This is a genomic window from Paraburkholderia sp. J94 (assembly GCF_905220285.1).
Lineage (GTDB): Bacteria > Pseudomonadota > Gammaproteobacteria > Burkholderiales > Burkholderiaceae > Paraburkholderia > Paraburkholderia tropica_A.
The window spans coordinates 143,317-169,257 of sequence record NZ_CAJMZH010000002.1 but is presented as its reverse complement, the minus strand read 5'-3'; the positions used below and the strand labels follow the sequence as shown (position 1 = coordinate 169,257).

The 25,941-nt window shown below is 65.8% G+C and carries 21 protein-coding genes; 11 read left to right on the top strand and 10 right to left on the bottom strand.

Annotated elements, in window-relative coordinates; all coding sequences use genetic code 11:
- Positions 1-5 precede the first annotated feature (5 nt).
- From U4Y88_RS04115 to U4Y88_RS04105, 3 genes are all read right to left on the bottom strand, one after another.
- On the bottom strand, positions 6-3,338 hold the full coding sequence (locus tag U4Y88_RS04115) for an ATP-binding protein (protein WP_321782435.1): 3,333 nt from the start codon (positions 3,336-3,338) through the stop codon (positions 6-8).
- Entirely contained in the window at positions 3,338-4,000 is a 663-nt protein-coding gene (locus tag U4Y88_RS04110) for a response regulator transcription factor (RefSeq protein WP_224012260.1), read from the bottom strand. The genes U4Y88_RS04115 and U4Y88_RS04110 overlap by 1 nt, the downstream gene beginning before the upstream one ends.
- 232 nt (positions 4,001-4,232) lie before the next feature.
- A complete protein-coding gene (locus U4Y88_RS04105; RefSeq protein ID WP_321782433.1) occupies positions 4,233-4,889 on the bottom strand; it encodes a hypothetical protein in 657 nt (218 codons plus the stop codon).
- A gap of 233 nt (positions 4,890-5,122) precedes the next feature.
- On the opposite strand from U4Y88_RS04105, the gene U4Y88_RS04100 reads away from it, so the two are divergent.
- The 4 genes from U4Y88_RS04100 (at position 5,123) to U4Y88_RS04085 (ending at position 10,212) form a co-directional block, all read left to right on the top strand.
- Complete coding sequence (locus U4Y88_RS04100; RefSeq protein ID WP_321782431.1) at positions 5,123-5,713, top strand: YSC84-related protein; 591 nt, start codon at positions 5,123-5,125, stop codon at positions 5,711-5,713.
- Between the two features lie 305 nt (positions 5,714-6,018).
- Positions 6,019-8,226, top strand: coding sequence for an indolepyruvate ferredoxin oxidoreductase subunit alpha (locus U4Y88_RS04095; RefSeq protein ID WP_321782429.1), 2,208 nt, complete (start codon positions 6,019-6,021; stop codon positions 8,224-8,226).
- A 15-nt stretch (positions 8,227-8,241) separates the two neighbouring features.
- Positions 8,242-9,747: an indolepyruvate oxidoreductase subunit beta family protein gene (locus tag U4Y88_RS04090; RefSeq protein WP_321782428.1), complete on the top strand. Its 1,506-nt coding sequence runs from the start codon at positions 8,242-8,244 to the stop codon at positions 9,745-9,747.
- Positions 9,748-9,783: 36 nt separating this feature from the next.
- Positions 9,784-10,212: an acyl-CoA thioesterase gene (locus tag U4Y88_RS04085; RefSeq protein WP_224012255.1), complete on the top strand. Its 429-nt coding sequence runs from the start codon at positions 9,784-9,786 to the stop codon at positions 10,210-10,212.
- A 19-nt stretch (positions 10,213-10,231) separates the two neighbouring features.
- On the opposite strand, the gene U4Y88_RS04080 is transcribed toward U4Y88_RS04085, so the two are convergent.
- Positions 10,232-10,681, bottom strand: a complete 450-nt coding sequence (locus U4Y88_RS04080; protein ID WP_224012254.1) for a MarR family winged helix-turn-helix transcriptional regulator — start codon at positions 10,679-10,681, stop codon at positions 10,232-10,234.
- Positions 10,682-10,906: 225 nt separating this feature from the next.
- Here U4Y88_RS04080 and U4Y88_RS04075 point away from each other — a divergent pair, with 225 nt between their 5' ends.
- Both U4Y88_RS04075 and U4Y88_RS04070 read left to right on the top strand, forming a co-directional pair.
- Positions 10,907-11,686, top strand: coding sequence for a cyclase family protein (locus U4Y88_RS04075; protein WP_321782426.1), 780 nt, complete (start codon positions 10,907-10,909; stop codon positions 11,684-11,686).
- A 167-nt stretch (positions 11,687-11,853) separates the two neighbouring features.
- Positions 11,854-12,540, top strand: a complete 687-nt coding sequence (locus tag U4Y88_RS04070) for a CBS domain-containing protein (protein ID WP_321782424.1) — start codon at positions 11,854-11,856, stop codon at positions 12,538-12,540.
- Between the two features lie 125 nt (positions 12,541-12,665).
- Here the strand turns inward: U4Y88_RS04070 and surE are convergent, their stop codons facing one another.
- Positions 12,666-13,454 carry a 5'/3'-nucleotidase SurE gene (gene surE / locus U4Y88_RS04065; RefSeq protein ID WP_321782422.1) on the bottom strand — a complete coding sequence of 263 codons (789 nt, stop codon included), beginning with the start codon at positions 13,452-13,454 and terminating at the stop codon, positions 12,666-12,668.
- 160 nt (positions 13,455-13,614) lie between these two features.
- Here surE and ydiK point away from each other — a divergent pair, with 160 nt between their 5' ends.
- The 3 genes from ydiK to U4Y88_RS04050 all read left to right on the top strand — a co-directional run bounded on the left by ydiK (position 13,615) and on the right by U4Y88_RS04050 (position 19,035).
- Positions 13,615-14,676 carry an AI-2E family transporter YdiK gene (gene ydiK, locus U4Y88_RS04060; RefSeq protein ID WP_224012250.1) on the top strand — a complete coding sequence of 354 codons (1,062 nt, stop codon included), beginning with the start codon at positions 13,615-13,617 and terminating at the stop codon, positions 14,674-14,676.
- A gap of 273 nt (positions 14,677-14,949) precedes the next feature.
- The gene (locus tag U4Y88_RS04055) at positions 14,950-17,613 is read left to right on the top strand and encodes an ATP-dependent Clp protease ATP-binding subunit (protein ID WP_321782420.1); all 2,664 of its coding nucleotides are present in this window, start codon (positions 14,950-14,952) and stop codon (positions 17,611-17,613) included.
- 378 nt (positions 17,614-17,991) lie between these two features.
- Entirely contained in the window at positions 17,992-19,035 is a 1,044-nt protein-coding gene (locus U4Y88_RS04050; RefSeq protein ID WP_321782418.1) for an alpha/beta hydrolase, read from the top strand.
- A 190-nt stretch (positions 19,036-19,225) separates the two neighbouring features.
- On the opposite strand, the gene U4Y88_RS04045 is transcribed toward U4Y88_RS04050, so the two are convergent.
- Positions 19,226-19,789 (bottom strand): thioredoxin family protein, encoded by a 564-nt coding sequence (locus U4Y88_RS04045; protein ID WP_224012248.1) that lies wholly within the window; start codon positions 19,787-19,789, stop codon positions 19,226-19,228.
- A 341-nt stretch (positions 19,790-20,130) separates the two neighbouring features.
- Between U4Y88_RS04045 and U4Y88_RS04040 the strand changes: the two genes are divergently transcribed.
- Positions 20,131-20,925, top strand: coding sequence for a cytochrome c biogenesis CcdA family protein (locus U4Y88_RS04040; protein ID WP_321782416.1), 795 nt, complete (start codon positions 20,131-20,133; stop codon positions 20,923-20,925).
- A 141-nt stretch (positions 20,926-21,066) separates the two neighbouring features.
- Here U4Y88_RS04040 and U4Y88_RS04035 read toward each other — a convergent pair whose 3' ends face one another.
- The gene (locus U4Y88_RS04035) at positions 21,067-21,522 is read right to left on the bottom strand and encodes a DUF1269 domain-containing protein (protein WP_321782414.1); all 456 of its coding nucleotides are present in this window, start codon (positions 21,520-21,522) and stop codon (positions 21,067-21,069) included.
- Positions 21,523-21,716: 194 nt separating this feature from the next.
- Between U4Y88_RS04035 and U4Y88_RS04030 the strand changes: the two genes are divergently transcribed.
- Positions 21,717-22,115: an FKBP-type peptidyl-prolyl cis-trans isomerase gene (locus U4Y88_RS04030; RefSeq protein WP_224012245.1), complete on the top strand. Its 399-nt coding sequence runs from the start codon at positions 21,717-21,719 to the stop codon at positions 22,113-22,115.
- Between the two features lie 450 nt (positions 22,116-22,565).
- Here U4Y88_RS04030 and U4Y88_RS04025 read toward each other — a convergent pair whose 3' ends face one another.
- The 3 genes from U4Y88_RS04025 to U4Y88_RS04015 all read right to left on the bottom strand — a co-directional run bounded on the left by U4Y88_RS04025 (position 22,566) and on the right by U4Y88_RS04015 (position 25,940).
- Positions 22,566-24,203, bottom strand: coding sequence for an AMP-binding protein (locus U4Y88_RS04025; protein ID WP_321782412.1), 1,638 nt, complete (start codon positions 24,201-24,203; stop codon positions 22,566-22,568).
- 85 nt (positions 24,204-24,288) lie between these two features.
- Positions 24,289-24,705 (bottom strand): RidA family protein, encoded by a 417-nt coding sequence (locus U4Y88_RS04020; RefSeq protein WP_321782409.1) that lies wholly within the window; start codon positions 24,703-24,705, stop codon positions 24,289-24,291.
- Positions 24,706-24,740: 35 nt separating this feature from the next.
- The gene (locus tag U4Y88_RS04015) at positions 24,741-25,940 is read right to left on the bottom strand and encodes an acyl-CoA dehydrogenase family protein (protein WP_321782407.1); all 1,200 of its coding nucleotides are present in this window, start codon (positions 25,938-25,940) and stop codon (positions 24,741-24,743) included.
- Position 25,941: the final 1 nt, after the last annotated feature.

The window sequence follows — 25,941 nt, the reverse complement described above, 5'->3', positions numbered from 1 at the left end:
GGCGCTCAGGTCGACTCGCGGCTCGCCGCGTGGGCGCGCAAGGCGCCCAGGTCGGCGACGAGCGCGGCGGCCAGCGTCTGCACGTTCTCGTCCCAAGCGCCGCTGGCGTGGATCGCCTCGCGCAGCTCGCCGCAGGTGTCGTGCAGCACCGAAGGACCCAGCACGGCGATGCCGCCCGCCACGCGATGCAGCCACTCGCGCAATTGCTGCACGTCCTGCGTGCCCGCGATGCGCGCGTAGTCGGCGAGATCGTGATCGGCCTGCTCGATGAAAATCGGCGCGAGCCCCGGCGGCAGTTCGGGAAAGCGCTGCACCTGTTCTTCGATACCGGTTGCGTCTTGCACGTTCTGCACGGATTGCGCGGGCTTGGCAGACCCCCGCGCGGCGACATCGGCGAGCACGCGCGCGAGTTCCGCGAGCGGCACGGGCTTGCTCAGATAGTCGGTGAAACCCAGCGTGCGGCCTTGCGCGATCTGCTCGGGCAGCGCATTGCCGCTCACCGCGTAGACCGGCAGCGTGGCGAGTCGCGCGCGCGCGGTTTGCAGCAGTTCATAGCCGTTCAGCTTCGGCATGTTGAGGTCGGTGATCACGAGATCGACGCGCGCCGTATCGAGTTTCGCGAGCGCTTCTTCGCCATCCTTGGCTTCGATCACGTTCGCGCCGAGCGTGCGCAACTGATCGCGCAACAGCGAGCGATTGAGCAGATTGTCTTCGGCGATCAGCACGTTCAGGCGGCGGAAATCGGCCTGTTCGAGCGCATCGCCGCTGGCATCCTCGTTGGACAACGCGGCAGCACCGCCCGGCGCGGACGCCTGCCCGCGCAGCATCTGCGTGGCAGTGCGGATGCCCGCGAGGCTGTACAGGCTGACTTCCACGCCGCCGTCGTCGAGCGCGAGCGGTACGAGTGGGCCGTCCTGGCGCAGCCACACGACCTTCGACGGATCGCGCCACACGCGCCGCACGTCTTCAACCGAGCATTCGCCCGTCACCAGCAGATAGTCGAACGCGCCCTCGGGCGGCGCGTCGGCCGCGCGCAAATCCATCGGCGTACTCACGTTAACATCGAAGAGATTCGTGAGCCATTCGCGATTCTCGGGCGCGCGGCAAAGGATGGCGGGATGCGGGTCGGGCAGCGTCCATTGTTCGCCCGCGCTCGCGGGGCCGTCCGCGCGCAGCGGCAGGCTGACGAGCACGCGCGTGCCGACGCCCAGCGTGCTTTCCACTTCGCAGCGGCCGTGCATGAGTTTCGCGAGGCGTCCGCAGATCGTCAGGCCGAGCCCGGTGCCGCGCGACTCGGTGAGCCGGTGCTTGTCGCCCTGCGTGAACGGCTGGAACAGGCGCGCCTTGAGATCGTCGGGCATGCCCACGCCTGAATCGGCCACGCTGATGTCGAGCGTGGCGTCGCGCCAGACCGCGCGCAGCACGATCTTGCCCGAGTGCGTGAACTTGAACGCATTGCTCAGCAGGTTGTTGACGATCTGCGCGAGCCGGATCGGATCGAAGAACAGCCGCGCGGGAATGGCGCGATCCATCACGAGAAAGAACGGCAACTGCTGGCGCGCCGCGAGCGGCGCATGCGCGAGCGCGATGCGCACGAGCAGCGCGGCAATCGATTCGGACTCCTCGGAAAGCTTCATCGCGCCTACGTCGATCTTCGAGAAGTCGAGCACGTCGCTGACGATTTGCAGCAACTCGCCCGCCGAGACCTGCATTGCCTCCACGCGCGCTTCCTGTTCAGCCGCGAGCGGGCCGCGCGCCACCAGTTCGATATTGCCGACCAGCGAGGCGAGCGGCGTGCGGATCTCGTGGCTCATCGCCGCGAAAAAACTCACCTTGGTGCGCGCGGCCTCGTCGCTCGTGCGTTGCGCTTCGCGCAGCAGGCGTTCGGCTTCGTAGTGCTTCGACATATCGGCGAACGCGCAGAACATCACTTCCTCGCGATTCATGATCGCGGCGGCGTAGGTGATGTCGAGATGCACGCTCTCGCCGTCCTCGCGCGTCATCGAGAAGGGCAGCGTGTGGATCGGCGTGCTGGCCGCGCCTTCCTGGACGGCGGCGGGCAGATGCTTTTCGAATTCGAGGCAGAGCGCGGCGGGCAGGCGGGTCGCGCGGGCGTCGAGGCCGAGCACGTTGCGCACGATCTGGTTGGCGATCACGATGTCGAAGTCGCGTTTGCGCACGATGCACAAGCCGATCGGCGTCGCATGCACGAGCAGGTGGTTGAGCAGCTCGTTTTCGAGCGCGCGCGTGGCCTCGCCATAGGTGCGCGCGAGCACGCGTCGGTTCCAGTAGCGCAGCAGCGAGAGCAGCAGCAGCACGAGCGCGGCGGTGAGGAGCAGCACCACGGCGACGGGCACGCGGATCTGGCGCAGATGGTCGGCCCACGACAGCGCGAGCAGATAGTGGCCGAACTCGTGCACGAGCGGCCGCTCGCGCATCGCCCAGCCGAAGCGCGGCAGCAGATGGAAGCGGCCCGTGGGCTGATTCGCGAGGCCGTGCTCGATCAGTTGCGTGGCGCCCGCAGAGAGCGGGCCGGTCAGCCGCGCGCCGTCCGCGTCGACCAGCACGGGCGCGATTCCGGGTGCGATTTCGGGCGTGGCGCTGTCGGGATCGTGGCCGAGCGCGTCGATGTCGATGCTGGTCAGCACCAGCGCGTAGGGTTTGTCGTCCCTCAGCACGCTGGTCGCGCCCAGCACGAGATTCGGCGCGAAGCCCAGCGCGGCGGGCGGACGAAACCAGATCACCGTGCGGCCGCGGCCCACCGAGAGCGGGTCCATGCCGCGCGCGCTCATGCGCAGGAGCGCGCTGTCGACCAGCACGCGTGCGCCTTCGCCGGGACGCAGCGGCCCGTTGGCCGCCGTGCGCGCGGCGGGCGCGAGCTGGTAGCCGTAAGCGGTGCTGCCGTCGACGAGCACGAACAGCAGCGGCGTGTCCGAACTCGCGCGCGACATCGCCGCAATCGCGAGGTTGCAGAGCGCGCGCAGCGGCGGCGAGCCGTCCACGCCGTCGAAGGCCGGCGCGCAAGCCGCGGGCGCGTGGTCTTCCACGAGCAGCGAGGCCTCCTTGAGTCCGAGCAGCAGGCGCGCGCTCGTGAGCTGGTTGTAGCGGTACGACAGTGCTTCGTTGGTCTGGGCGATGGTCGCGCGCAACCGGGCGCCGTCACCGGCGAGCGAGAGGAACGCGATCGTCGTGATCGCCACGCCGGCGGCGGCGAGCGCGGCGAACACGAGCAGCCCGATCAGCATCGTGAACACGCGCCGCTCGCGCCGCAGATTGCGGTCGAGCGCCTTCAGCGTGTCGAACGGCGACGCATTCGCGGGGGAGTCGTGGGCGGGCATCACGCGAATCCGTTTTCGCTCGCGTAGCGGATCAGGTCGGCATTCGAATCGAGGTTGAGCTTGCGCATCGCCGCGCGCTTCTGGGTGGCGACGGTGGTCACCGAGCGGTTCAGGCGCTGCGAGATTTCGGTCACGTTGAGCCCGAGCGCGAAGAGGCGCACGACTTCGAGCTCGCGCGGCGAGAGCGGATGACTGCGGCGGAACTCGGCTGCATCGGCGTTGCCCGGCGCGAGGCGTTCGGCGACGCGCGCCGAGAGCGTCGTGCCCGGCTCGGCGAGCGCGCGCTGGCACACTTCGGCGAGCACGGGAATCGGCTCGTCCTTGCCGACGAGGCCCGCCACGCCCAGTTCGGCGAGTTCGTGCAGGATGCCGACGTTGGTGAGCATCGTGAACACGACGACGGGCAGATCGGGGTAGAGGCGGCGCAGGCGGGCGATCAGGCGCAGGCCGTCTTCGTCCTGGAGTTCGCCCTGCATCGAGAAGTCGGTGACGAGCAGATCGCAAGGCGTCCTGCGCAAGACGTCGAGCAGATGCGCGCCCGAATCGGCGGTGCCGACGACCGTGCAGCCGGGCGTCCGGGTGAGATAGTCGCTGATGGCCGTGAGCACGAGCGGATGGTCGTCGGCGACCACGATCCGCAGGGTTTGCTTGGCGTTCGTCATGGGCGTGTGCGTAGCGGCTCGCGCGTGCCGGCAAGGCCGCGCCCTCAACCGCGCGGACACCTCTGCCGACAGTGTTTGACGTCTTCAGCCCATTATATGTCAGTGCTAAATGAGGGTCATTGTAGGGTGGCCGTCAGTCGCTGCTGATCGACGCACAATCGCTCGGAGAAACCTGGTTCGTCATGCGATCTATTCCGACAAGCTACTAGGACTCGCGCGCGCCGGAGCCGAATCACGATGCGCGGGTCGGGCGGCCGTGCGGCTCGGCACGATTGGCGGCCGCGCAATGCGCCTGATAGCAGTTGACCGAAATGCGCATTTCCTCGCCCGCTGCGGTCGTGCAGGTTTGCTCGCAGGTGCGGGTCGGCATGCGCGCGAAGCGGATCGGCACGACGGCGTGCACGGCGCGCGACGGCGCTTGCGCATGGGCACGGGCGCGCGCACTGGCGTGGCTGGCAGGGACGGCCTGCGGCGCGGCGCTCGCCAGGTAGAAGATCAGCGCGCCCGCGAGCATCGTGCCGCCGAGCGTGAGCGCCGCCGCCGTCAAGGCGAACGCGATGTGCTGCATTACGCCGAGCACGAACAGTGCGGCGAAGAACGCGATATAGACGACGGGCAACAGCGCGATGCCCAGGCGGCTTGCCCGCTCGCAGACGCGCGCAAGCCGCGCGGCGGCGGGCTGGGACAGGCGTTGGAGCGTGGCGGCGAGCATGATCGGACCTTTCCGGGGAGTGATGAGGGTGTGGCGCGGTCTGGCCACACCTTCACTGTATGGGGCGCGCCTGGCCCGGAAAATCGGACGATTTCGAGAAACGCGGCGGCCCTGCCGCGGCGCAGCAAGCGGCGCGCGCAATGCCCGCCACACGGGGCTGCGCGCGGAAAACTTCATCCATTTTGTGAACTCGATGCGCGCCGCATGGTCAGATACCGCCAAGGAAGGCGGACGTGGCCGCCGCAGCCATCCATCGGCACGGGCTGGCCGGGCGTTCGGGAGGCCGGCGGCCACGCGCGCCATCCTGCGGCCCCTCGCTGGGCGCGGCGGCTGCTGTCAGGGCCCGTCTGCACGTGTCTTAGCCGCGTCCGCGAGACTCATCGAAGCATCGCTTTTACAGGGACACCTCAATGCGCCGACGTCAATTTCTTCTCAGCTCCAGCGCCGCGCTCGCGGCGAGCGGTCTGGCTCTCTCGGGCTGCACGACGACCCCGCTGGGCTCCAGTGACAGCGCCGCGCAGAACGCGGCCAAACGTAATGCCATCGACGCCGGCGTGGACGCCACGCTCGCGCGTCTCTACAACACGGTGTCGGGTTCGCAGGAACTGCTCTCGAAGGCAAGCGGCGTGCTCGTGTTTCCGAGCGTGATCGCGGCGGGTTTCTGGTTCGGCGCCCAGTACGGCACCGGCGCGCTGCGCGTGAACGGCCGCACCTCGGGCTACTACAGCACCGCGGCGGGCTCGTTCGGCTTGCAGATCGGCGCGCAGTCGAAGGCCATCATCTTCGCGTTCATGAACCAGGGCGCGCTCGACGATTTCGTCAAGAGCCTCGGCTGGTCGGCGGGCGCGGACGCCACGGTTGCCGTCGTGACCGTGGGCGCGAACGGCAATGTCGATACCTCGACGGCGCTGAGTCCCGTCGAAGCCTTCGTGCTGACCAACGGCGGCCTGATGGCGGGCGTCTCGGTCGAAGGCGTCAAGGTTTCGCGCCTCGTGATCTGACGTCCTTCCTTTTTCCTCCTTCCTGACCTCCGCGCTGCGCCGCCCACCGTGGCGGCGCGCTTGCTCGCGGGCCGTTCCCAGAGCTTCTTGTCCGACGCAGCGTGCGGGGACGGCCCCCCGCAGGCTCGATTTCGTCCACTGCGTGTCCATTCCGCGCTCGTCCGCGACCTTGCGGGGCATGCCGCGCATAGCGTTTTCGCAGGGTTAACTATGATTTTGGAAATATTTAACTCTAAACTATACTGACCCGACGCATGACGATGGCGCGTCGTGCGCCACGGTTTCGAACATCGAAGAGGACGGTCATGGCAGAGCGGTCGTTTGTCGAGGAAGTGAAGAAGCTGCGCCTCGGCGCGGGCGAGGTGTTCAGCGGCGAGGGCATTCTCGCGGTGACGAAGGCGCTGCTCGAATCGGGCGTGGCCTACGTGGCGGGCTACCAGGGCGCGCCCATCTCGCATCTGATGGACGTGCTGGCCGACGCCCAGGACATCCTCGCCGACCACGGCATCCGCTTCGAGAACAGCGCGAGCGAGGCCACGGCCGCCGCCTCGCTAGCCGCCTCGGTCAACTATCCGCTGCGCGGCGCCGTCACTTTCAAGGCGACCGTCGGCACCAACGTCGCCTCCGACGCGCTCGCGAATCTCGCTTCTGGCGGCGTGACGGGCGGTGCGCTCGTGATTGTCGGCGAGGACTATGGCGAAGGCTCGTCGATCATGCAGGAGCGCAGCCACGCGTTCGCGATGAAGTCGCAGATCTGGCTGCTCGATCCGCGCCCGAATCTGCCGTCCATCGTGCAGGCGGTGAAGGACGGCTTCGATCTTTCCGAGGCGAGCAGCACGCCCGTGATGCTGCAATTGCGCATTCGCGCGTGCCACGTTCACGGGCAGTTCGTGGCGTCGGACAATCGACGCCCGGCGTTCACGATCAAGGACGCGCTCGAACATCCGAGCCGCGACGTGAATCGCATCGTGCTGCCGCCCGCGAGCTTTCTGCACGAGCGCGAAAAGATTCACGAGCGCTGGCCCGCCGCGGTGAAGTTCATCGAGGAGCGCCAGCTCAACGAGTTCTTTTGCGGCGACGAAGGTAGCGGCGAGGGCAACGCACGCGACATTGGCATCGCGGTTCAGGGCGGCAGCTACAACACGGTGCTGCGCGCGCTCGAACGGCTTGGTCTCGCCGATGTCTACGGCGAATCGGCGATTCCGCTCTATGTGATGAACGTGGCCTATCCGCTGATTGATTCGGAGTGGGAACGATTTTGCGCGGACAAGCGCGCCGTGCTCGTGATCGAGGAAGGGCAGCCGAATTTCGTCGAGCAGAACGCGAGCGCGATTCTGCGTCAGCGCGGCGTGAACGCGACGCTGCACGGCAAGGACATGCTGCCGCTCGCGGGCGAGTACAACGCCGCGACGGTGGTGAAGGGCCTGCGTGCGTTTTTCGAGCGTTATGGCGTGCTGGAGGTTCAAGCGACGCCGCCCGCGCCGCGCAAGGTGATTCCGGTGCAGGCCGTGGCTGCCGGGGCAGAAACCCATGCCGATCACACGGCGCTACCTGCGCTCGACGACAGCGTTCACGCGCGTCCGCCGGGCTTCTGCACGGGCTGCCCCGAACGCCCGATCTTCACGGCGATGAAGCTGGTCGAGCGCGAGCTTGGTCCGCATCACGTGAGCGCCGATATCGGCTGCCATCTGTTCTCGATCTTGCCGCCGTTCAATCTCGGCGCGACCACGATGGGATACGGCCTCGGCAGCGCGAGCGCCGCCGCGCTCAACGCGCCCGCGAGCAAGCGCGCGATCTCGGTGATGGGCGACGGCGGCTTCTGGCACAACGGCCTGACGAGCGGCATCGCCAACGCAGTGTTCAACAAGAGCGACAACCTCACGATCGTCGTCGACAACAGCTATACGTCGGCCACGGGCGGCCAGGACATTCTGTCGTCGACGGCGCTCAATCCCACGCGCAGCACGGGCCACGAGATCGAACAGGCGGTGCGTGGCGTCGGCGTGAAGTGGGTCAAAACGGTGCGCCGCACCTACGACCTCAAGACCATGATGGCCACGCTGAAGGACGCGCTTACGACCGGCGCGAAAGGGCCGAAGGTGCTGATCGCGCAAAGCGAGTGCATGCTGAACAAGCAGCGCCGCGAAAAGCCGAAGCAGCGCAAGGCGATCGCGGCGGGCGAGCGCGTGGTGCGCGAGCGTTTTGGCGTGGATTCGGATACCTGTACCGGCGATCATTCGTGCATCCGGCTCTCGGGCTGCCCGTCGCTGTCGATCAAACCCAATCCCGATCCGTTGCGCACCGATCCGGTCGCGAGCGTGCTCGATAGCTGCGTGGGCTGCGGCCTTTGCGGCGAAGTCTCGCACGCGGCGGTGCTGTGTCCGTCGTTCTATCGCGCACAGATAATCAGCAATCCTACTAAAGTGGACCGCTTGCGGCAGCGCGTGCGCAATGCCGTGATCGGCTGGCTGCAACGCCGCGAGGCTCAGCGCCGCGCGCGCTACGCATTCTGATTCCGGGGCGAGACCATGACGACAACCCAACCGATCAAGATTGCGATTCTGGCCATGGGCGGCGAGGGCGGCGGCGTGCTGGCCGACTGGATCGTCGATCTCGGCGAGCACAACGGCTATTACGCGCAGACGACGTCGGTGCCCGGCGTGGCGCAGCGTACCGGCGCGACCATCTATTACGTCGAACTGTTCGCGCGCGAGGAGAGCGAGCCGCGCGTGCCCGTGCTCGCGCTCATGCCGCTGCCCGGCGACGTCGACGTGGTGCTCGCCTCCGAGCTGATGGAAGCGGGCCGCGCCGTGCAGCGCGGGCTCGTGACGGCGGAGCGCACGACGCTCGTGGCGTCGACGCATCGTGTCTATTCGATTGCCGAGAAAACGTCGATGGGCGATGGCCGCGTCGACGACAGCGCGCTGATCGCGCACGCGCATCGGGCCGCGAAACGCTTCGTGCGCTTCGACATGGCGCAGGCCGCCGAAGCGAGCGGCAGCGTGATCAGCGCGGTGCTGTTCGGCGCGCTCGCGGGCACTGGTGTGCTGCCGTTCAGCCGCGCACAGTTCGAGGCCACCATCGAGCGCGGCGGCGTGGGCGTGAAGCCGAGCTTGCGCGCGTTCGAGCTGGGGCTTTCGCGCGCCGATGAGGACGCCGATGCTGCATCGCCCACGCAAGCGGAAAAGACCGGGAAACCGCAGACACCCGCACCGCGTGATCCCGCCGTCGCCAAATTGATCGAGCGCGTGCGCGCGGACTTGCCCGAAGACGCGCAGGCGTTCGCGATCGAAGGCGTACGTCGGCTGATCGATTACCAGGACCCTGCGTACGCCGCGTTCTATCTCGACCGCCTGACCGGGGTGCGCGCGACGCTGCCCGATACCGACCGCGCCTTGCTGCGCGAAACCGCGCGCCATCTCGCGCTCTGGATGTCGTACGAGGACACGATCCGCGTCGCCGACCTGAAAACGCGCGGCTCGCGTTTCGAGCGCGTGCGCGGCGAAGTGCGCGCGCAGGCCGATCAACTGCTCGCCATCAACGAGTTCATGCACCCGCGCATCGAGGAAATCTGCGAGACGCTGCCCGCCGGGCTCGGTCGCTGGCTCGCGAAACCGCATGGCGTGCATCGGCTCGTGAAGCGCTTCGCGGCGTCGGGGCGTGTCGTGCGCACGAGTTCGCTGCGCGGCTACCTGCTACTCTATGCGGTTGCGCGTCTGCGCGGACTGCGCCGCCGCACGCTGCGTTACGAGCTGGAGCACGCGCGCATCGACGGCTGGCTCGCGCAGATCGTCGAGTCGGCGCGGCACAATCCGGCGCTGGCGACCGAAGTCGCGCAATGCCAGCGTCTCGTGAAGGGTTACAGCGACACGCATGCGCGCGGCCTGGCGAATTTCCAGACCGTCATGGCCGCCGTCGCGCGCGCGGGTCAGCGGCTCGCGCCCGCCACGCTGCGCGAGTTGCGCGACGCCGCGCTCGCCGACGAGCACGGCCACAAGCTGCGCGCGGCGCTCGCGAGACACGCGCTCGCCTGATTCGCGCGTGGCGTGCGCAGAGACATCGAGATCGACATGACATCGCCCACCTTCAGCCGTCCGCACAAGATTCATTTTTCCGAATGCGATCCCGCGGGCATCGTGTTCTATCCGCAGTATTTCGTGCTGTTCAACGATCTGATCGAGGCGTGGATCGACGAACTGCTGCCCGACGGCTATCACGGCGTGATCGGCGCGCGGCGGATCGGCATGCCGACGGTGCGGCTCGAAGTCGACTTCAAGGCGATCAGCAAGATGGGCGACCGGGTGGTGCTTTCGCTCGACGTGCAGCGGCTAGGCAATGCCTCGCTCGTGCTCGCGTGGGCCTGCACGGGCGCGGACGGCGTGGTGCGCATGAGCGCGCTGCAGACGCTCGTGACGACCTCGCTCGACACCCACAAGGCCATTCCGATGCCCGACGATCTGCGCGGCGCGATCGAGCGCGCGATGGCGCGCGCGCAGTAAAACCCGGCGCCGAAGCCGTTCACGCAGGCGGCCGGTGCAGGTCGATCAGCAGCCGCAGCGTGGCTTTCAATTCCTCGGCCTTGTCCTTGCCGAGCGGTTCGAGCACCTGATCCTCGTGCTGCTTGGCCTGCACCATCAGTTCCGACACGAGCTTCTGCCCGCGCGGCGTGATGCGCACGAGCGTCACGCGCCGGTCGGCCTCGCTCGGAATCCGCTTGACGTAGCCCTGCGCCTCCATGCGGTCGAGCAGGCGCGTGACCGTGGGCTGCTTGGTCACCGAAATCTGCGCGAGCCGCCCGATGCTGATGGGCTTGCCGTCCGAAAGCGTGGAGAGCACGCGCCAGTCCGAGACCTCGAATCCCGCCGCCTGCACGATCACGTGGAATTCGCCGGAGATCAGCTGGCTGACCTGGGCGAGCAGCGCCGGAGTGTAGCTGTCGACGAAGCTGGCGTCGGTGGACTGGCTCATACGGACCTGGATTGGCGGATAGCGGATGGGACGGAACGCAAACATACCACGACGCCCGCGCGGACCCTTGTCGGCGAAAGGAAAAAGGGGTTAACCATGATTTTGAATTGATTTATGCCTAAAGATAATTTTGGCGTTTCAGGATGATTTCGCCGTGCTGGACGAAGGGGTTTGAGAAAGCAGATAAGCGGTTCAGAACCGGTTCAGAACTGAAAGGAGCGCAAGATGACGAGCAGTCTGCAGCAACTGACCACCGATCTCGCGAGCGGCCGTGTGCGCATCGTGGACCTGACGCAAACGCTGTCGCCCGAGTTTCCGGCGTTGCAGTTGCCGCCGCAGTTCGGCCAGGTGTGGGCGTTCAAGATGGAGACGATCAGCCAGTACGACGAGCAGGGGCCGGGCTGGTACTGGAACAACTTTTCCTGCGGCGAACACACGGGCACGCACTTCGACGCGCCCGTGCACTGGATCTCCGGCAAGGACCACGCGCAGAACTCCGTCGATACGATCGACGTGAAGAATTTCGTCGCGCCCGCCGTGGTCGTCGATGCGAGCGCCGAGATCGCGGCGGACCCGGACTGGCTGCTGACCGTCGAGTTTCTGGAGGCGTGGGAAGCGCGGCACGGCCGCATTCCCGCTGGCGCGTGGGTGCTGCTGCGCTCGGACTGGTCGAAGCGCACCGATCCGGCCGAGTTTCTCAATCTGCGCGAGGACGGCGCGCATACGCCGGGTCCGACCCAGGCGGCCGTCGAGTGGTTGATCCACGAGCGCAAGGTGCATGGCTTCGGCGTGGAAACCATCAATACCGATGCGGGCCAGGCCTACGCGTGGCCGGTGCCGTATCCGTGCCACACGCTCATGCACGGCTCGAACCGCTACGGCCTGCAATGCCTGAAAAATCTCGATCAACTGCCGCCGACGGGCGCGGTAATCGTCTCCGCGCCGCTGAAGATTCAGGCGGGCTCGGGCAGCCCGTTGCGTGTGCTCGCGATGGTGCAGGACTGATCCCCGCGCGTGCCTTGCGCCGTGCATGAGGCACATCGCTGCAGAGGCATTTCATCGCATGAAATCCACGCCCGTTGTACGAATTGATCTAGATCAATGTCAGTAGGTCGCACGCCAGTACGCTTGAAATACCGATCACGATTTCACGAGCGAACAGGAGAAAGACCATGCGTGCAATGGACGTCATGACCCCGAATGTCGTTACCGTCAGCCCCGAAACGAGCGTGCGCGAGGCGGCGAAGCTGCTGCTGGAACGGCGCATCAGCGGCGCGCCGGTGCTCGATGCGCAAGGGCAGCTCGTGGGCATCATCAGCGAGGGCGATTTGCTGCGGCGCATCGAAATCGGCACGGACACCACGCGCCGCAAGCGCTGGCTCGATTTCTTCGCGACCAACGCCGACGCGGAGGCCTACGTGAAGTCGCACGCGCGCCGCGTGGAAGACGTGATGACCACGGAAATCGTCAGCGTGAACGAGGAAGATTCGCTCACGCACATCGCGGCGCTGATGGAGCGGCGCGGCGTGAAGCGCGTGCCGGTGCTGCGCGACGGCAAGCTCGTGGGCATCGTGAGCCGCGCGAATCTATTGCAGGCGCTGGCGAGCAGCGCCGAGGACGCGCCGCCCGTTTCGGCGAGCGATCGCGAGATCCGCGAGAAGCTGGTGGCGGAACTCGAAGGGCGGCCGTGGGCGTTCGCGGGCCGTAACGTCGTGGTGCGCGACGGCGTGGTGCATCTGTGGGGCACGTTCAATTCGGCCGACGCCGTGCGCGCGGTGCGCGTGGCCGCCGAAGGCATTCCCGGCGTGCGCAGCGTGGAAGATCACACCGAACCGTATCCGATCATGCCGGGCATCTGAGTGATCTGAGCAATCTGAATCAGCGGACCGGAAGCGGTCCACTGGAAACGGAGGAGACGTAGTCGCAACGAAGGCCGGCGCCATGCCGGCCTTTTTCATGCGCGAGCGCGGTTCGCGCGCCGAACTCAGCTGCTTGCCGCGAGCGCGCTTTCCAGCGTGGCGAACGTGCGTTCGGCGGTGCGGTCGAAATGCAGCGGCGTGACCGAGACGCGCCCCGAGTTCACGACGGCCGTTTCCGTGTCCGGCCCGTTTTCGCGCGGACCGCGATGAAAGCGCAGCCAGTGATAGTCGATGCCGCGCGGATCGGTCAGCGGCACCACGTCGATGCCTTGCACGAGGCCCACGCCCTGGCGCGTGACGGTCAGCGGGCCTGCCGCGCTGGCGTCCACATCGGGGAAATTCACGTTCAGGCACACGGGCGCGTCGTGCGAGATCGCGGCGAGGCGGCGGATCACGTCCGGCGCGAGCGCGCGCGCCGTGTCCCAGCGCACGTGATCGCGGTCGCGGAAGGTCTGGCTCATCGCGATCGACGGCAGGCCGAGCAGCAGCCCGGTCATGGCCGCGCCGACGGTGCCCGAGAACATCGTCTCCACGCCGAGATTGGCGCCGCGATTGATGCCGGAGAGCACCAGCGTGGGCGTGACGTCGCCCATCAGCTGGCGCACGGCCATCACCACGCAGTCGCCGGGCGTGCCGAGTACGCCGAAACGGCGCTCGCCGCGGCGGCTCACGCGCAGCGGCGAGTGCAGGCTGATCGAGTGCGAGGTGCCGCTCTGGTCGTGTTCGGGCGCGACGACCCAGACTTCGTCGGCCAGTTCGTGCGCGACTTCTTCAAGCACGGCGAGGCCGGGGGCGTCGATGCCGTCGTCGTTGGTCAGGAGCACGCAGGGCAGTTTCGATGCGGATGCGGACATGGCGAATCTCTTTTCCGATGAAGGTGGGCGGGAGCAGTGAACGGCCATTATCGGATAAAGGGCCATTTCGCGACGGACGGGATCGCTTCCGGGATAGACTACCGCCTATCCCCCAAGCCCCTGACGACGCGCGCGGCGCACCCGCCGCGAGGAGAACCCCGTGAAGCCGCAAGACCAGCCGGATATTGCTCGCGTGCTGTTTGTCGTCGCGATCCTCTGCGCGTTGACGGTCGGCAGCCTCTACGTCATGCGCCCGTTCCTGCCCGGGCTGATCTGGGCGACCACGATCGTCGTCGCCACGTGGCCCGCCATGCTCGCCGTCGAGCGGCGCTGCAAGCGGCGCTGGCTCGCCATGCTCTGCATGCTGCTGATCCTGCTGGTCGTGATCGTGCTGCCGCTTTACGAAGCGATCTCCACGCTCGCCGCGCATGGCGCCGAGATCATGGACCTGATCCGCAAGCTGCCCGACTACGCGCTGCCGCCGCCGCCCACCTGGGTCCACGACGTGCCGATGGTCGGCGCGCGCGTGGCCGAAAAATGGCAGTCGTTCTCCGACGCCGGTCCCGGCGGCCTGCTCGCGCAGCTCGAACCTTACGCGTCGATCGCGGCGCACTGGCTCATCAGCCATGCGGCGTCGGTGGGCGTGTTCGTGATCCACATGTTCATCACGGTGATCATCACCGGCCTCCTCTATATGCAGGGCGAGAAAGCGGCCGCCTATGTCGTGCGCTTCGCCGCGCGCGTCGCGCCGGCTCACGGCGCGGAAGCCGTGAAGCTCGCAGGCGCTTCGATTCGCGCGGTCGCGCTCGGCATCGTCGTGACGGCGGTGCTGCAATCGGCGCTCGGCGGCATCGGCCTCGCGGTGGCCGGCGTGCCCGGCGCAGGCGTGCTGACCGCCGTGCTGCTGATGCTCTGCCTCGCGCAGATCGGGCCGGGCCTGCCGCTGATCGGCGGTGTCGTCTGGCTGTTCGTGCACGACGCGAACATCGCGGCGATCCTGCTCGCGATCTGGTCCGTGATGGTGGCGATGCTCGACAACTTCGTGCGCCCCGTGCTGATCCGGCGCGGGGTGAACCTCTCGATGCTGCTGATCCTCTCCGGCGTGCTCGGCGGGCTGTTCGCGTTCGGCATCGTCGGCCTGTTCATCGGGCCGGTGATACTCGCCGTGTCTTCCACTTTGCTGACGGCCTGGATCAACAAGACGCCGACGCCCAGCGCCTGACATGCGTCGCCCGCGCACGCGCGCAGATCAAGACGATATTCGTCTGAATCGCGCGGCTTGCTGCGGGCGCGGCAGCCTGGCAACACGCCGCACGATTCGACGTTAGGATGACGGCTGGACTTCGCTTGGCTCTTGCGTTCTACGCGTCGGTGCCTGAGTACCGTCACTCGCGTTGACGCGCATTTTCTTGCGTCCGATGCGCCTCACCCGTCGTCCCTTTCTTCGGCGACGCACGCGTGGCTTCGCGCGGCGCACCGCTATCGAGGAGGGGAAATGGCTCAGTTCAACTGCGACATTTGCGGCGTGCGTCCCGCGACCGTGCGGGTAGCCGTGTTGCAGGACGGCAGGCGGCGTTATCTCGACGTCTGCGATTATCACTACGCGCAGCTCACGCGTCATCAGCGCACCGTGAGCCCGCTCGAAGCGCTGTTTCGCGGCGCGCAGCAGGCAGCCGTCGATCCCGCGGCGCCGCCCGCGCCGCAGACCATGGAAGCCGGTGACGGTGCGATCGTCGAGCGCTACTTCAGCGACACGGCGCGCGAATTGCTGCAACGCGCCGCCGAACGCGCGGTGCAGTTCGGCCGCCGCGAAGTCGATACCGAACACCTGCTGTATGAACTCGCGGACAACGACGCGGGCGCGGCCATGCTCAAGCGCCTCGGCATCGAGCCCGACGACGTGCGCGCGTTCATCGACGCCAACGCGCAAAAGCGCGAAGCAGTCGCCGCGCCCGACGAAGCGCGCATCGCCGTGTCGCCGCGCCTCAAAGGGGCGCTCGATCGCGCGTTCCTTGCGTCGCGCGAACTGGGCCACAGCTATGTCGCGCCCGAGCATCTGCTGCTCGGTCTCACGCAGGTGCCCGAAAGTTTCGCGGGCCACCTGCTGGGACGCTATGGCGTGACGCCGCAAAAGGTGCTGCAACGTCTCGTCGAAGCACAGGGCGACAAGCGCGAGCAGCCCGCCGCGAAGGCGCCGAGCCCCACGCCGCAACTCGATCAATACAGCCGCGATCTCACCGCGCTCGCGAGCGAGGGCAAGCTCGATCCCGTGATCGGCCGGTCGAGCGAAATCGAAACCGTGGTCGAAGTGCTCGCGCGCCGCCGCAAGAACAATCCCGTGCTGATCGGCGAGCCGGGTGTGGGCAAAACCGCCATCGCCGAAGGGCTCGCGCAGCGCATGTTGAGCGGCGATGTGCCGGAGTCGCTGCGCGGCAGACGGCTCGTCGAACTGAACGTGAACGGCCTGATCGCGGGCGCGAAATATCGCGGCGAATTCGAGGAGCGCGTGAAGGGCGTGATGGAGGAAATCAACGCGCAGCGCGAGACGCTCGTGCTCTTTATCGACGAAGTGCACATGATCGTAGGCGCGGGGCAAGGCGGCAACGAAGGCGGGCTCGATATCGCGAACGTCTTCAAGCCCGCGATGGCGCGCGGCGAGTTGAACCTGATCGGCGCGACCACGCTTTCGGAGTATCAGAAGTACATCGAGAAGGACGCCGCGCTCGAACGGCGTTTTCAGCCGGTGTTCGTGGCCGAGCCGAGCGTCGACCAGACCATCAATATTCTGCGCGGGCTGCGCGATAAACTCGAAGTTCATCATCATGTGACCATTCGCGACGACGCGCTCGTGTCCGCCGCCGAATTGTCCGACCGCTATATCACGGGCCGCTTTTTGCCCGACAAGGCGATCGATCTGATCGATCAGGCGGCCGCGCGCGTGCATCTTTCGGCGACCTCGCGGCCCGCTGCGATTCTCGAACTCGAATCCGAACTCGCGCAGCTCAAACGCGAGCAGGATTACGCGGCCACGCGCAAGAATTTCGAGCGCGCGCATGCGCTCGACGACCCCATCGCCGAGAAAGAGAAATCGCTCGCCGACGCCACGAGCGCATGGAAAGGCCAGCTCGGTTCGGTCACGTCCGACGTGACGACGGAGCAGGTCGCCGAGATCGTGTCGAAGCTCACGGGCGTGCCGGTTACGCAGCTCACGGCGGAAGAACGCACGCGTCTGCTCGAAATGGAGCAGCGTCTGCACGAGCGCGTGATCGGCCAGGATCAGGCGATCGTTGCGGTCAGCGACGCGGTGCGCCGCTCGCGCGCCGGTTTGCGCCGTGGCCGGCGGCCGACCGCCGTGTTTCTGTTCCTTGGCCCGACGGGCGTGGGCAAGACCGAACTCGCGAAGGCGCTGGCCGAAGTCGTGTTCGGCGACGAGGATGCCATCGTGCGCATCGACATGAGCGAGTACATGGAGCGCCACGCGGTGTCGCGCCTGATCGGCTCGCCGCCGGGCTACGTGGGCTACGACGAGGGCGGGCAACTGACCGAACGCGTGCGCCGTCGCCCGTACTGTGTGATCCTGCTCGACGAGATCGAGAAGGCCCATCCCGACGTGTATAACGTGCTGCTACAGGTGTTCGACGATGGCCGACTCACCGACGGCAAGGGCCGTGTGGTCGATTTCAGCAATACCGTGGTGATCGCGACGAGCAATCTCGGCTCGGACGTGGTCTCGGGGCAGAAGCGTTCGGGTCCGGGCTTTCTCACGAGCGCCGATGCGTCGATGCAGAGTGCGGTGCTCGGCGAATTGCGCCAGCATTTCCGCCCGGAGTTTCTCAATCGTATCGACGACATCATCGTTTTCCAGCCGCTCTCCGACGACGAATTGCGTTCGATCGTGCGCCTGCAACTCGAACAGGTGCAGCGCATGGCGCGCAGCCAGGATATCGATCTGAGCTTCGACGAGAGTGTGGTCGATTTTCTTGCCGCCGAGGGTTATCGGCCCGAATACGGCGCGCGCGAACTGAAGCGCCAGATTCAGCAGGCCATCGAAAACGAACTAGCCAAGGAAATGCTCAAGGGCGAGGTGAAGGAAGGCGCGAAGGTCGTGTGCCGTTACGACAAGGCGCAGCGCCATATCGAGTTCGCGGCGCAGTCCTAGCCGCCGTGTGACTGGCCGATGAGGCGCTCTGCCTGCCGGACGTGTCATCGGCCTGTAGTTGGTTCGATCGGTTTGCCGATTGTTTTCTCGATTTCCGTTCGGAAACTTTTGTACGGCGGTGGCCCGGCCGTGTCTGGAAACCAGCGCGCCGCGTCGTACCCGCACCACGCTTTCGGTCCAAATTGATTTGTTTTGTGTACGTCTTCCAGACAGACACATTGGGATACAAAGCGCACACGCGATTCCGCTATAAATCCTCTGAAGCGTTTTTCTGCCGCCGCGCCTGCGATCGTCCGATCCGCATAGGACGGCGAATTCGAGCAACCGTGCCGATTCCGGCGCGGGCCTTTTCAGAAGACAACCAGGAGAAGTGGGCTCATGTCCGATCCCGTCAATGTCCGCCGTCGCCGTATTCTCGGTACAACGCTCGCGAGTTTCAGCCTCGCGGATCTGGGGCTGAGCAGCCTCGCGCACGCGCAATCGTCGAACCAGGCGGCCGGTAACGCGCGGACCGGCAGCGGTGCGTCGTTCGGGCCGATCAAGCAGATCGATGCGGGCGTGCTCAACGTCGGCTATGCGGAAGCCGGTCCGAAGAACGGCACGCCCGTGCTGCTGCTGCATGGCTGGCCGTACGACATTCACAGCTATGTGGAAGTGGCGCCGATGCTGGCCGCCGCGGGCTATCGCGTGATCGTGCCGTATCTGCGCGGCTACGGCAGCACGCGCTTTCTCTCGGCTGACACGCCGCGCAACGGCCAGCAGGCGGTGACCGCCGTGGACATCATTGCGCTGATGGATGCGCTCAAGATCGATCAGGCCGTGCTGGGCGGCTACGACTGGGGCGCACGCACGGCCGACACGATCGCCGCGCTGTGGCCCGAGCGCGTGAAGGGGCTGGTTTCCGTGAGCGGTTATCTGATCGGCAGCCAGGCGGCGAACAAGAATCCGCTGCCGCCGAAAGCGGAATTGCAGTGGTGGTATCAGTTCTATTTCACGACCGAGCGCGGTGAACTCGGTTACGCGCAGAACCGTGACGGTTTCAACAAGCTGATCTGGCAACTCGCCTCGCCGAAATGGAATTTCGACGACGCGACTTATGAGCGTTCGGCGGCTTCGTTCCAGAATCCCGATCACGTGGCGGTCGTGATTCATAACTATCGCTGGCGTCTCGGTCTGGTGCAGGGCGAAGCGCGTCTCGACGGTCTCGAACAGCGCCTGGCCGCTGCGCCGAATATCTCCGTGCCGACCATCACGATGGAAGGCGACGCGAATGGCGCGCCGCATCCGGCGCCGGAAGCGTATGCGAAGAAGTTCACGGGCAAATATCTGCACCGCAATTTGACGGGCGGCATCGGCCACAATCTTCCGCAGGAAGCGCCCAAGGAATTCGCCGAAGCGATTCTGCAGGTCACGCATCTTTGACCGGACGCATCGCCGAATGAGAAAGCGCGCCACACGGCGCGCTTTTTTTCGTCCCTTCGTTTTCGTTCCTTCGTTTTCGTCCTTTCGTTTTGGTCCCTTCAAATCGGGCTGAAAAAAATGGCGTGCAGTTTTTAACTGCACGCCATGTTTCATGCGCCGGACCGTTTTACTATCCGGCGCGATCAGTCGATTAACCGTGCTTGGCGTCGAGGCCGAGCAGTGTGCGAATCTGGTGCTCGGTATCGTCGTAATTGCCTTCGCCGAAGTGCGTGTACACGAGCTTGCCGTTCTGATCGATCAAGTACAGCGCAGGCCAGTATTGATTGCCGTAAGCGTTCCACGTCGCGTAACGATTGTCTTGCGCGACCGGATACTTGATGCCGTATTGCCCGATCGCTTTCTTCAGGTTCGCCGTATTGCGTTCGAAGCCATATTCGGGCGTATGCACGCCAACCACCACGAGTCCCTTGTCGTGGTATTTCGCGTACCAGTCCTTCACATACGGAATCGTGTGTGCGCAATTGATGCAGTCGAAAGTCCAGAATTCGACCAGCACAGGTTTGCCGCGCAATTGCTTGAGATCGAGCGGCGGGCTGTTGAGCCACGTATCGATGCCGGTGAAATCGGGCGCGGGCGCGCCGGTCTTGATCGCGGACGGCTCGACGCCGGAATCCTGCGCGGATGCAAAAGCGCCAAATGCAGCGGTGGCGACGAGTCCTGCCGCGACGGCGGCGATCTTGAGTCGGTTGAGCATGACGAGTTCTCCTTTTGGTGAGTGTGCGAACGTATTGAAACGCGCACACGTATCTGGCGCGTGTCTCGTCATGGGCTCGCGTGAATCGCCATGTATCGTCGCCATGGGCGTACACATTGGCATACAAAAACGCGGATCGGGCCGCGCCGCTTCGCTGCACGCGCGGTTTGCGTCTGTATCGGCGTGTATCTCCTGCGGCGCGCGACACATGCCGATTCGATATCGCATTCACCCGACATTTGCCCGATACACGCGGGCGTTTGAATACGGTTCATGCACGAAGCGCGGCTCGCGCTGAGTTGCGAATCGATTTCAAACGCACGATATTGGGAGTCCGAATCATGTTGCTCATCGTTATCGCTTTCGTCGGCGGGGCATTCACCGTGTTGAGTCCCTGCATTCTGCCGGTCGTGCCGTTCGTGTTCGCGCGTTCCGACCGTCCGTTTCTGACCGACCGTCTGCCGTTGCTGCTCGGCCTCGCAGGCACGTTCGCGTTGCTCACCGGGCTCGGCGCAGCCGGCCTGAACGGCGCGGCGGAACTGAGCGAATACGGGCGCTGGTTCGCGCTGGCGCTGTTCGGTGTGTTCGGCGCGGCCTTGTTGCTGCCCGCGCTGGCGACGCGGCTGACACGTCCGCTCACCGCGCTCGCCGACCGCTTCATGTCGCATTCGCAAGGCGACGGCGCGCTCGGGCAGATCGGCTCGTCGGTGTTGCTGGGCGCAGCGACGGGGCTGCTCTGGGCGCCGTGCGCCGGCCCGATCCTCGGCCTGATTCTCACGGGCGCGGCACGCCACGGCGTGACCTGGCAGACGTGGGGCGCGCTCGCGGCCTACGCACTCGGCGCCGCGTGTTCGCTGGCGATTGCCGCAAGCCTCGGCCGCCGCGCGATGGATGCGCTCAAGCGCTCGCTCGGACTGGGCGAATGGCTGCGCCGTGCGATGGGCGCGCTCGTGTTGGTGACGGTGGCCGCAATCGCATCGGGCGTGGACACGCGGGTGCTCGCGCTGCTGCCCGGCGCGCCGACGACCAGCCTGGAAAGCCGCCTGACCGCGTCGATTGGATCGGCCTCGCATGGTTCGCGCCAGGTTCAGCAGAATGTTCAGTCGAATGCCCAGTCCGTGGCGACGCCAGGCTGAGCCGCGTGAAGTTCGCGCCGCGTTCGATGCTATCGAGGCAGCCCCTCGATCTGGAGAGCGAGCATGAACGCGGACGAGCGCGCGGCGCTCGGCGACGCGAGCCCGCTGTCGTCGTCCTGAGCGTCGCGCCAGTGGCCAATCTCACCAGGCCAATTTCTGGCGAAAGAGGGTGCCGCCGTAGCCGTGCACGACTTCGTCGACTTCGGTGGTCGATTCCTCTTTGGCTTCGAGAATGAGCGCGACGCTGCCGGGCTTCAATTCGGCTTCGATGGATTGCGTCAGCTTGCTGTCGAGCAGGCTTTCGACCGCGCGGCCGCCGAGTGCCGCACCTGCGCCGAGGGTCATGCCCGCGAGCGCGCCCACCGGGCCGCCGAGCAAACCGATCAGTCCGCCCGTGACCGCGCCGACGACCGTGCCCCAGTAGGCGTGTGTGTACTGGTCGAGGACCGTGCATTTGCCGTCCGCGTGTTTTTGGACCATGACGCCGCTTTCGATCTTCAGTCCCACGCCATCCTTTTCGAAATTTTTGAAGTCGCGGGCGGCGCGCTGCGCGGAGTCCAGCGTATCGAAGGTCGCAACGAGTAATTCCTGAGCCATGGTCCTGCTCCCGCGCGATGAGGCGATGCTCTAAAGATAGTCAATCGGCATCGCCGCGCCAGTGGGGAATTCGGGGCGACAAGCGCGGCGACAAGCGCGGTGACAAGCGAGGCGACAGGCATGCTGCAGGGCGGCGAAATGAACGCGAAATGCGAGGCCGATATAATCGGTACGCTACTCAACGAGGACATCGCATGAAACTACTTATCGCTCTGCTTGCCACCGCCACCGTCGCAACGACCGCGTTCGCCGCCGATAACGTCCAGAAACTGCCGTCGGGCGTGATCGTCGAGCAGATCAAGCAAGGCACCGGCCCGCAGCCGACCGTCAACGACGTCGTGCGCGTGAACTATCGCGGCACGCTCGCGAACGGCACCGAATTCGACAGCTCGGCCAAGCACGGCGGTGCGGCGACGTTCCCGCTCGGCCGCGTGATTCCGTGCTGGACGCAAGGTCTGCAGACGATGAAGGTCGGCGGCAAGGCCAAGCTGACCTGCCCCGCAGCAACGGCATATGGCGACCGCGCCGTGGGCCCGATCCCGCCGAACAGCGATCTGACGTTCGAAGTGGAACTGCTCGGAATTCAGCAGTAAGTTAAGCGGATTGACGCCGGGCGAGGGGAGTTCCTCGCCTGGTCTTTTGCGTGCTGTTGCGGGTGCGGCGGGCGCGATGTGAGGCGTTTCTTTGGGCTACATAATCAGGATGACGAAATAAGTTGCTGGCGTGATTCTGCGCCCGGAGTGCCTGATGCGAGGGTGCTTTCGGGGAATTTCTCGCGATTTTGCGTCTGCGCGGGCGTGAAGTGGATTCGGATGGATTTGCACGCCAGGATCCAAACATTATATGAATAATGTCAAATATAGATGTGCATAACGTAAAATATCTAACGGTTTACGTTGTAATACGTGATATTTGGTGAGATTCCGATCGGAAACCGAGAAAACTCCGCACCCGACACGCGTATTCAGGAACGCAAACCCGCAAAAAAAGCGACACGCTCACGCGTGCCGCCTCTCACGATCCAACCAATCCGCCAAAACCCGTCACATCGTCCGTAAAACTGCGCGCTTGAGCTTCCCCGTCTCCGTTCGCGGCAAAGCGTCGATAAACGCGATCAACCGCGGATATTTGTACGCCGCCACAGCCGCTTTCACGAAGTTCTGCAACTCGGCCACCATCGCGTCGTCGCCGTCGAAGCCCGGTTTCAGCACGACGAACGCCTTCACCACCTGGCCGCGCACCTCATCCGGCACGCCCGTCACGCCACATTCGGACACGGCAGGGTGCTGCATCAGCACGGTTTCGACCTCAGGGCCCGCGATGTTGTATCCCGAGGAAACGATCATGTCGTCGGCGCGCGCCTGGTAGAACACGTAGCCATCGGCGTCGATGGACACCGCATCGCCAGGCAGATTCCAGCCGTCGCGCACGAACTTCAGTTGCCGCTCGTCGGCCAGATAACGGCAGCCCGTCGGGCCGCGCACCGCGAGATTGCCTGTCGTGCCGGGCGGCACCGGTTGCAGCGCGTCGTCGAGCGCCTGCACGACATAGCCCGGCACTGCGCGGCCGATCGAGCCGGGCCGCACCTCGCTGCCCGCCGAGGAAATGAAAATGTGGATCATCTCCGTGCCGCCGATGCCGTCGATCATCTCGATGCCCGTCGCCTCGCGCCACAACTCGCGCGTGGTGGGCGGCAGCGCCTCGCCGGCCGAGACCGTCTGGCGCAGACTGGAGATATCCGCGTCTTTCACAAGCGGCGCCATTTGCCGATAGAACGTGGGCGCCGTGAAGACAATGGTCGCGCGGAATTTCTCGATCGTTTGCAGCAGCAGGGCGGGCGTCAGCTTTTCGATCAGCACGGTCGACGCGCCCACGCGCAGTGGAAAGCACAGAATGCCGCCGAGCCCGAATGTGAACGCGAGCGGCGGCGTGCCGCAAAACACGTCGTCGGCCGTGGGCTTGAGGATGTGGCGCGGGAACAGATCGCACATCGCGAGCACGTCGCGATGGAAATGCATGCAGCCCTTCGGCGTGCCCGTGGTGCCGCTCGTAAACGCGATCAGGCAGACGTCGTCGCTTGCGGTGTCGCACGCCGTGAATTGCGCGGGCTTGTCGGCTGCGAGCGTTTCGAGGCTATCGGGCGCGTCGTCGTTGAAATAGCGCACCTGTTCGAGAGCCGCGCAGAAGTATTCGTCGGCGGAATCGGTGCAGCGCGCGAGTTCGTCGGCGAGCCGCACATCGCAAAGCGCCGCGCGGATATTCGCCTTGTCGATAATCTGCTTGAGTTCTTTCGCGCGCAGCAGCGGCATCGTCGGCACCACCACGAGACCGGCCTTGAGCGCGGCGAGCATCGCGACCGCCATCTGCAGCGTATTCGGTCCGCGCAGCAGCACGCGGTTGCCGGGCTGCAGTTTCATCTCGTCGACGAGCACGTGCGCGCTGCGGTCGACCAGTTCGCGCAATTGCGCATAAGTGGTCGCCTGCGGCTGACCGTCGACTTCGGACCAGATCGCCGGACGCGCGCCGTGTCCGGCCTCGATCGCGCGGTCCAGCAACTCGGCCGCGCAATTCAGGCGCGCCGGATAGGCGACATCGGGATTGTCGAGCAGCAGCGCGGGCCATTGCGATTCGGGCGGCAAATGATCGCGTGCGAAAGTATCGACGTGAGCGGTCGGTTGCATGGTGTCTCCGGCTTCGGTCTGAACAGACTGGCGCGCGTTTTATGCGTATTCCTGGCGCGCTCCTTGATGTGAGCTTCGCTGCGCGCTATGCGTGGCTAAGTCGCGCGTCGTCGGGAATCACGGCGGTCGCCTCGATCTCGACTTTCGCCTCGTCCTCGATGAGCGCGACGACCTGTATCGCGCTCATCGCGATGTCGTAGTCGCCGATCAGATCGCGAAACGCCCCGCCGATTTCCTTTAGCGATGCCAGGTATTCCCGCTTGTCGGTCACGTACCACGTCATGCGCACGAGATGTTCCGGCTTGCCGCCCGCGGCGTCGAGCACGGCCACGATGTTGCGCAGCGCCTGCACGGCTTGCGCGCCGAATTCGCGGCTCGTGAATTTCGCGTTTTCGTCCCAGCCGATCTGGCCGGCGATGAAAATCTGCGTGCCGCGCGCGGCGACGCCGTTCGCGTAACCGCGCGGCTTGATCCAGCCTGCGGGAAGAAGGGCTTTTTTCATGGGGTTTTCGCGTTCGTTGAGTGGTTCAGCGCGCATCACGACGCCGGGTGTTCGGCGTGATACGACTTGAGCAGATCGCGGCCGACGATCAACTGCTGCACTTCGGTCGCGCCTTCGTAGATGCGCAGCGAGCGAATCTCGCGATACAGCGACTCGACCACGTTGCCGCTTTGCACGCCCATGCCGCCCCAAAGCTGCACGGCGGCGTCGATGACTTGCTGCGCGCCTTCGCTCGCATGCCATTTCGCCATCGCCGCTTCGCGCGTGACGCTTTCGCCCTGATCGCGCAGCCACGCCGCGCGATAGACGAGCAGGGCGCTGCTGTCGATCGTCAGCGCCATCTGCGCGAGCTTGGCCTGCGTGAGCTGGAAGTCGCCGAGCGTCTGATTGAACATCGTGCGCGAGGCGGCGCGCGCGAGCCCTTCGGCCATCGCACGGCGCGCGAAACCGAGCGACGCGGCGGCGACCGAGGTGCGAAAAATATCGAGCGTGCGCATGGCGATCTTGAAGCCTTCGCCAGGCACGCCGAGCAACTGGCTTTTCTTGACACGCGCGCCCGTGAAGCGCAAGCGCGCGAGCGGATGCGGCGCGATCACGTCGATACGTTCGGCGATGTCGAGCCCCGGCGTATCGGCATCGACAATCAGCGCGCTGATGCCGCGTGCGCCCGGCGCTTCGCCTGTGCGTGCGAACACCACATAGAAGTCGGCGATGCCGCCGTTCGAGATCCACGTTTTCTCGCCGTCGAGCACGTAATGATCGCCTTCGTCGCGCGCGGCCAGCGCCATCGCGGCGACGTCCGAGCCCGCGTTCGGTTCGGAGAGCGCGAAGGCGGCAATCGCTTCGCCCTTCGCCACGCGCGGCAGGTAGCGCGACTTCTGCGCGTCGTTGCCCGCGAGCGAGATCGCGCCCGAGCCGAGGCCCTGCATCGCGAGCGCGAAGTCGGCGAGACCCGAATGTTTCGCGAGCGTTTCGCGCAGCAGGCAAACGGCGCGCGTGTCGATGGTATCGCCGTGGCCGCCGTAAGCGGTGCCGCCTACGCCATAGCGCAGCCAGCCCGCTTCGCCGAGTTGACGCACGAGCTTGCGGCAGGTGTCGTCGACGTTATCGTGCGAAACGTGCGTGAGATGCTCGCGCGCCCACGCTTCCACGCCTTTCGCGAGCGCGCGGTGACGGTCCTCGAAAAACGGCCACGCGAGCGCGTCGTGCAGATGGGTTTCAGCCGGTGCGTTCACG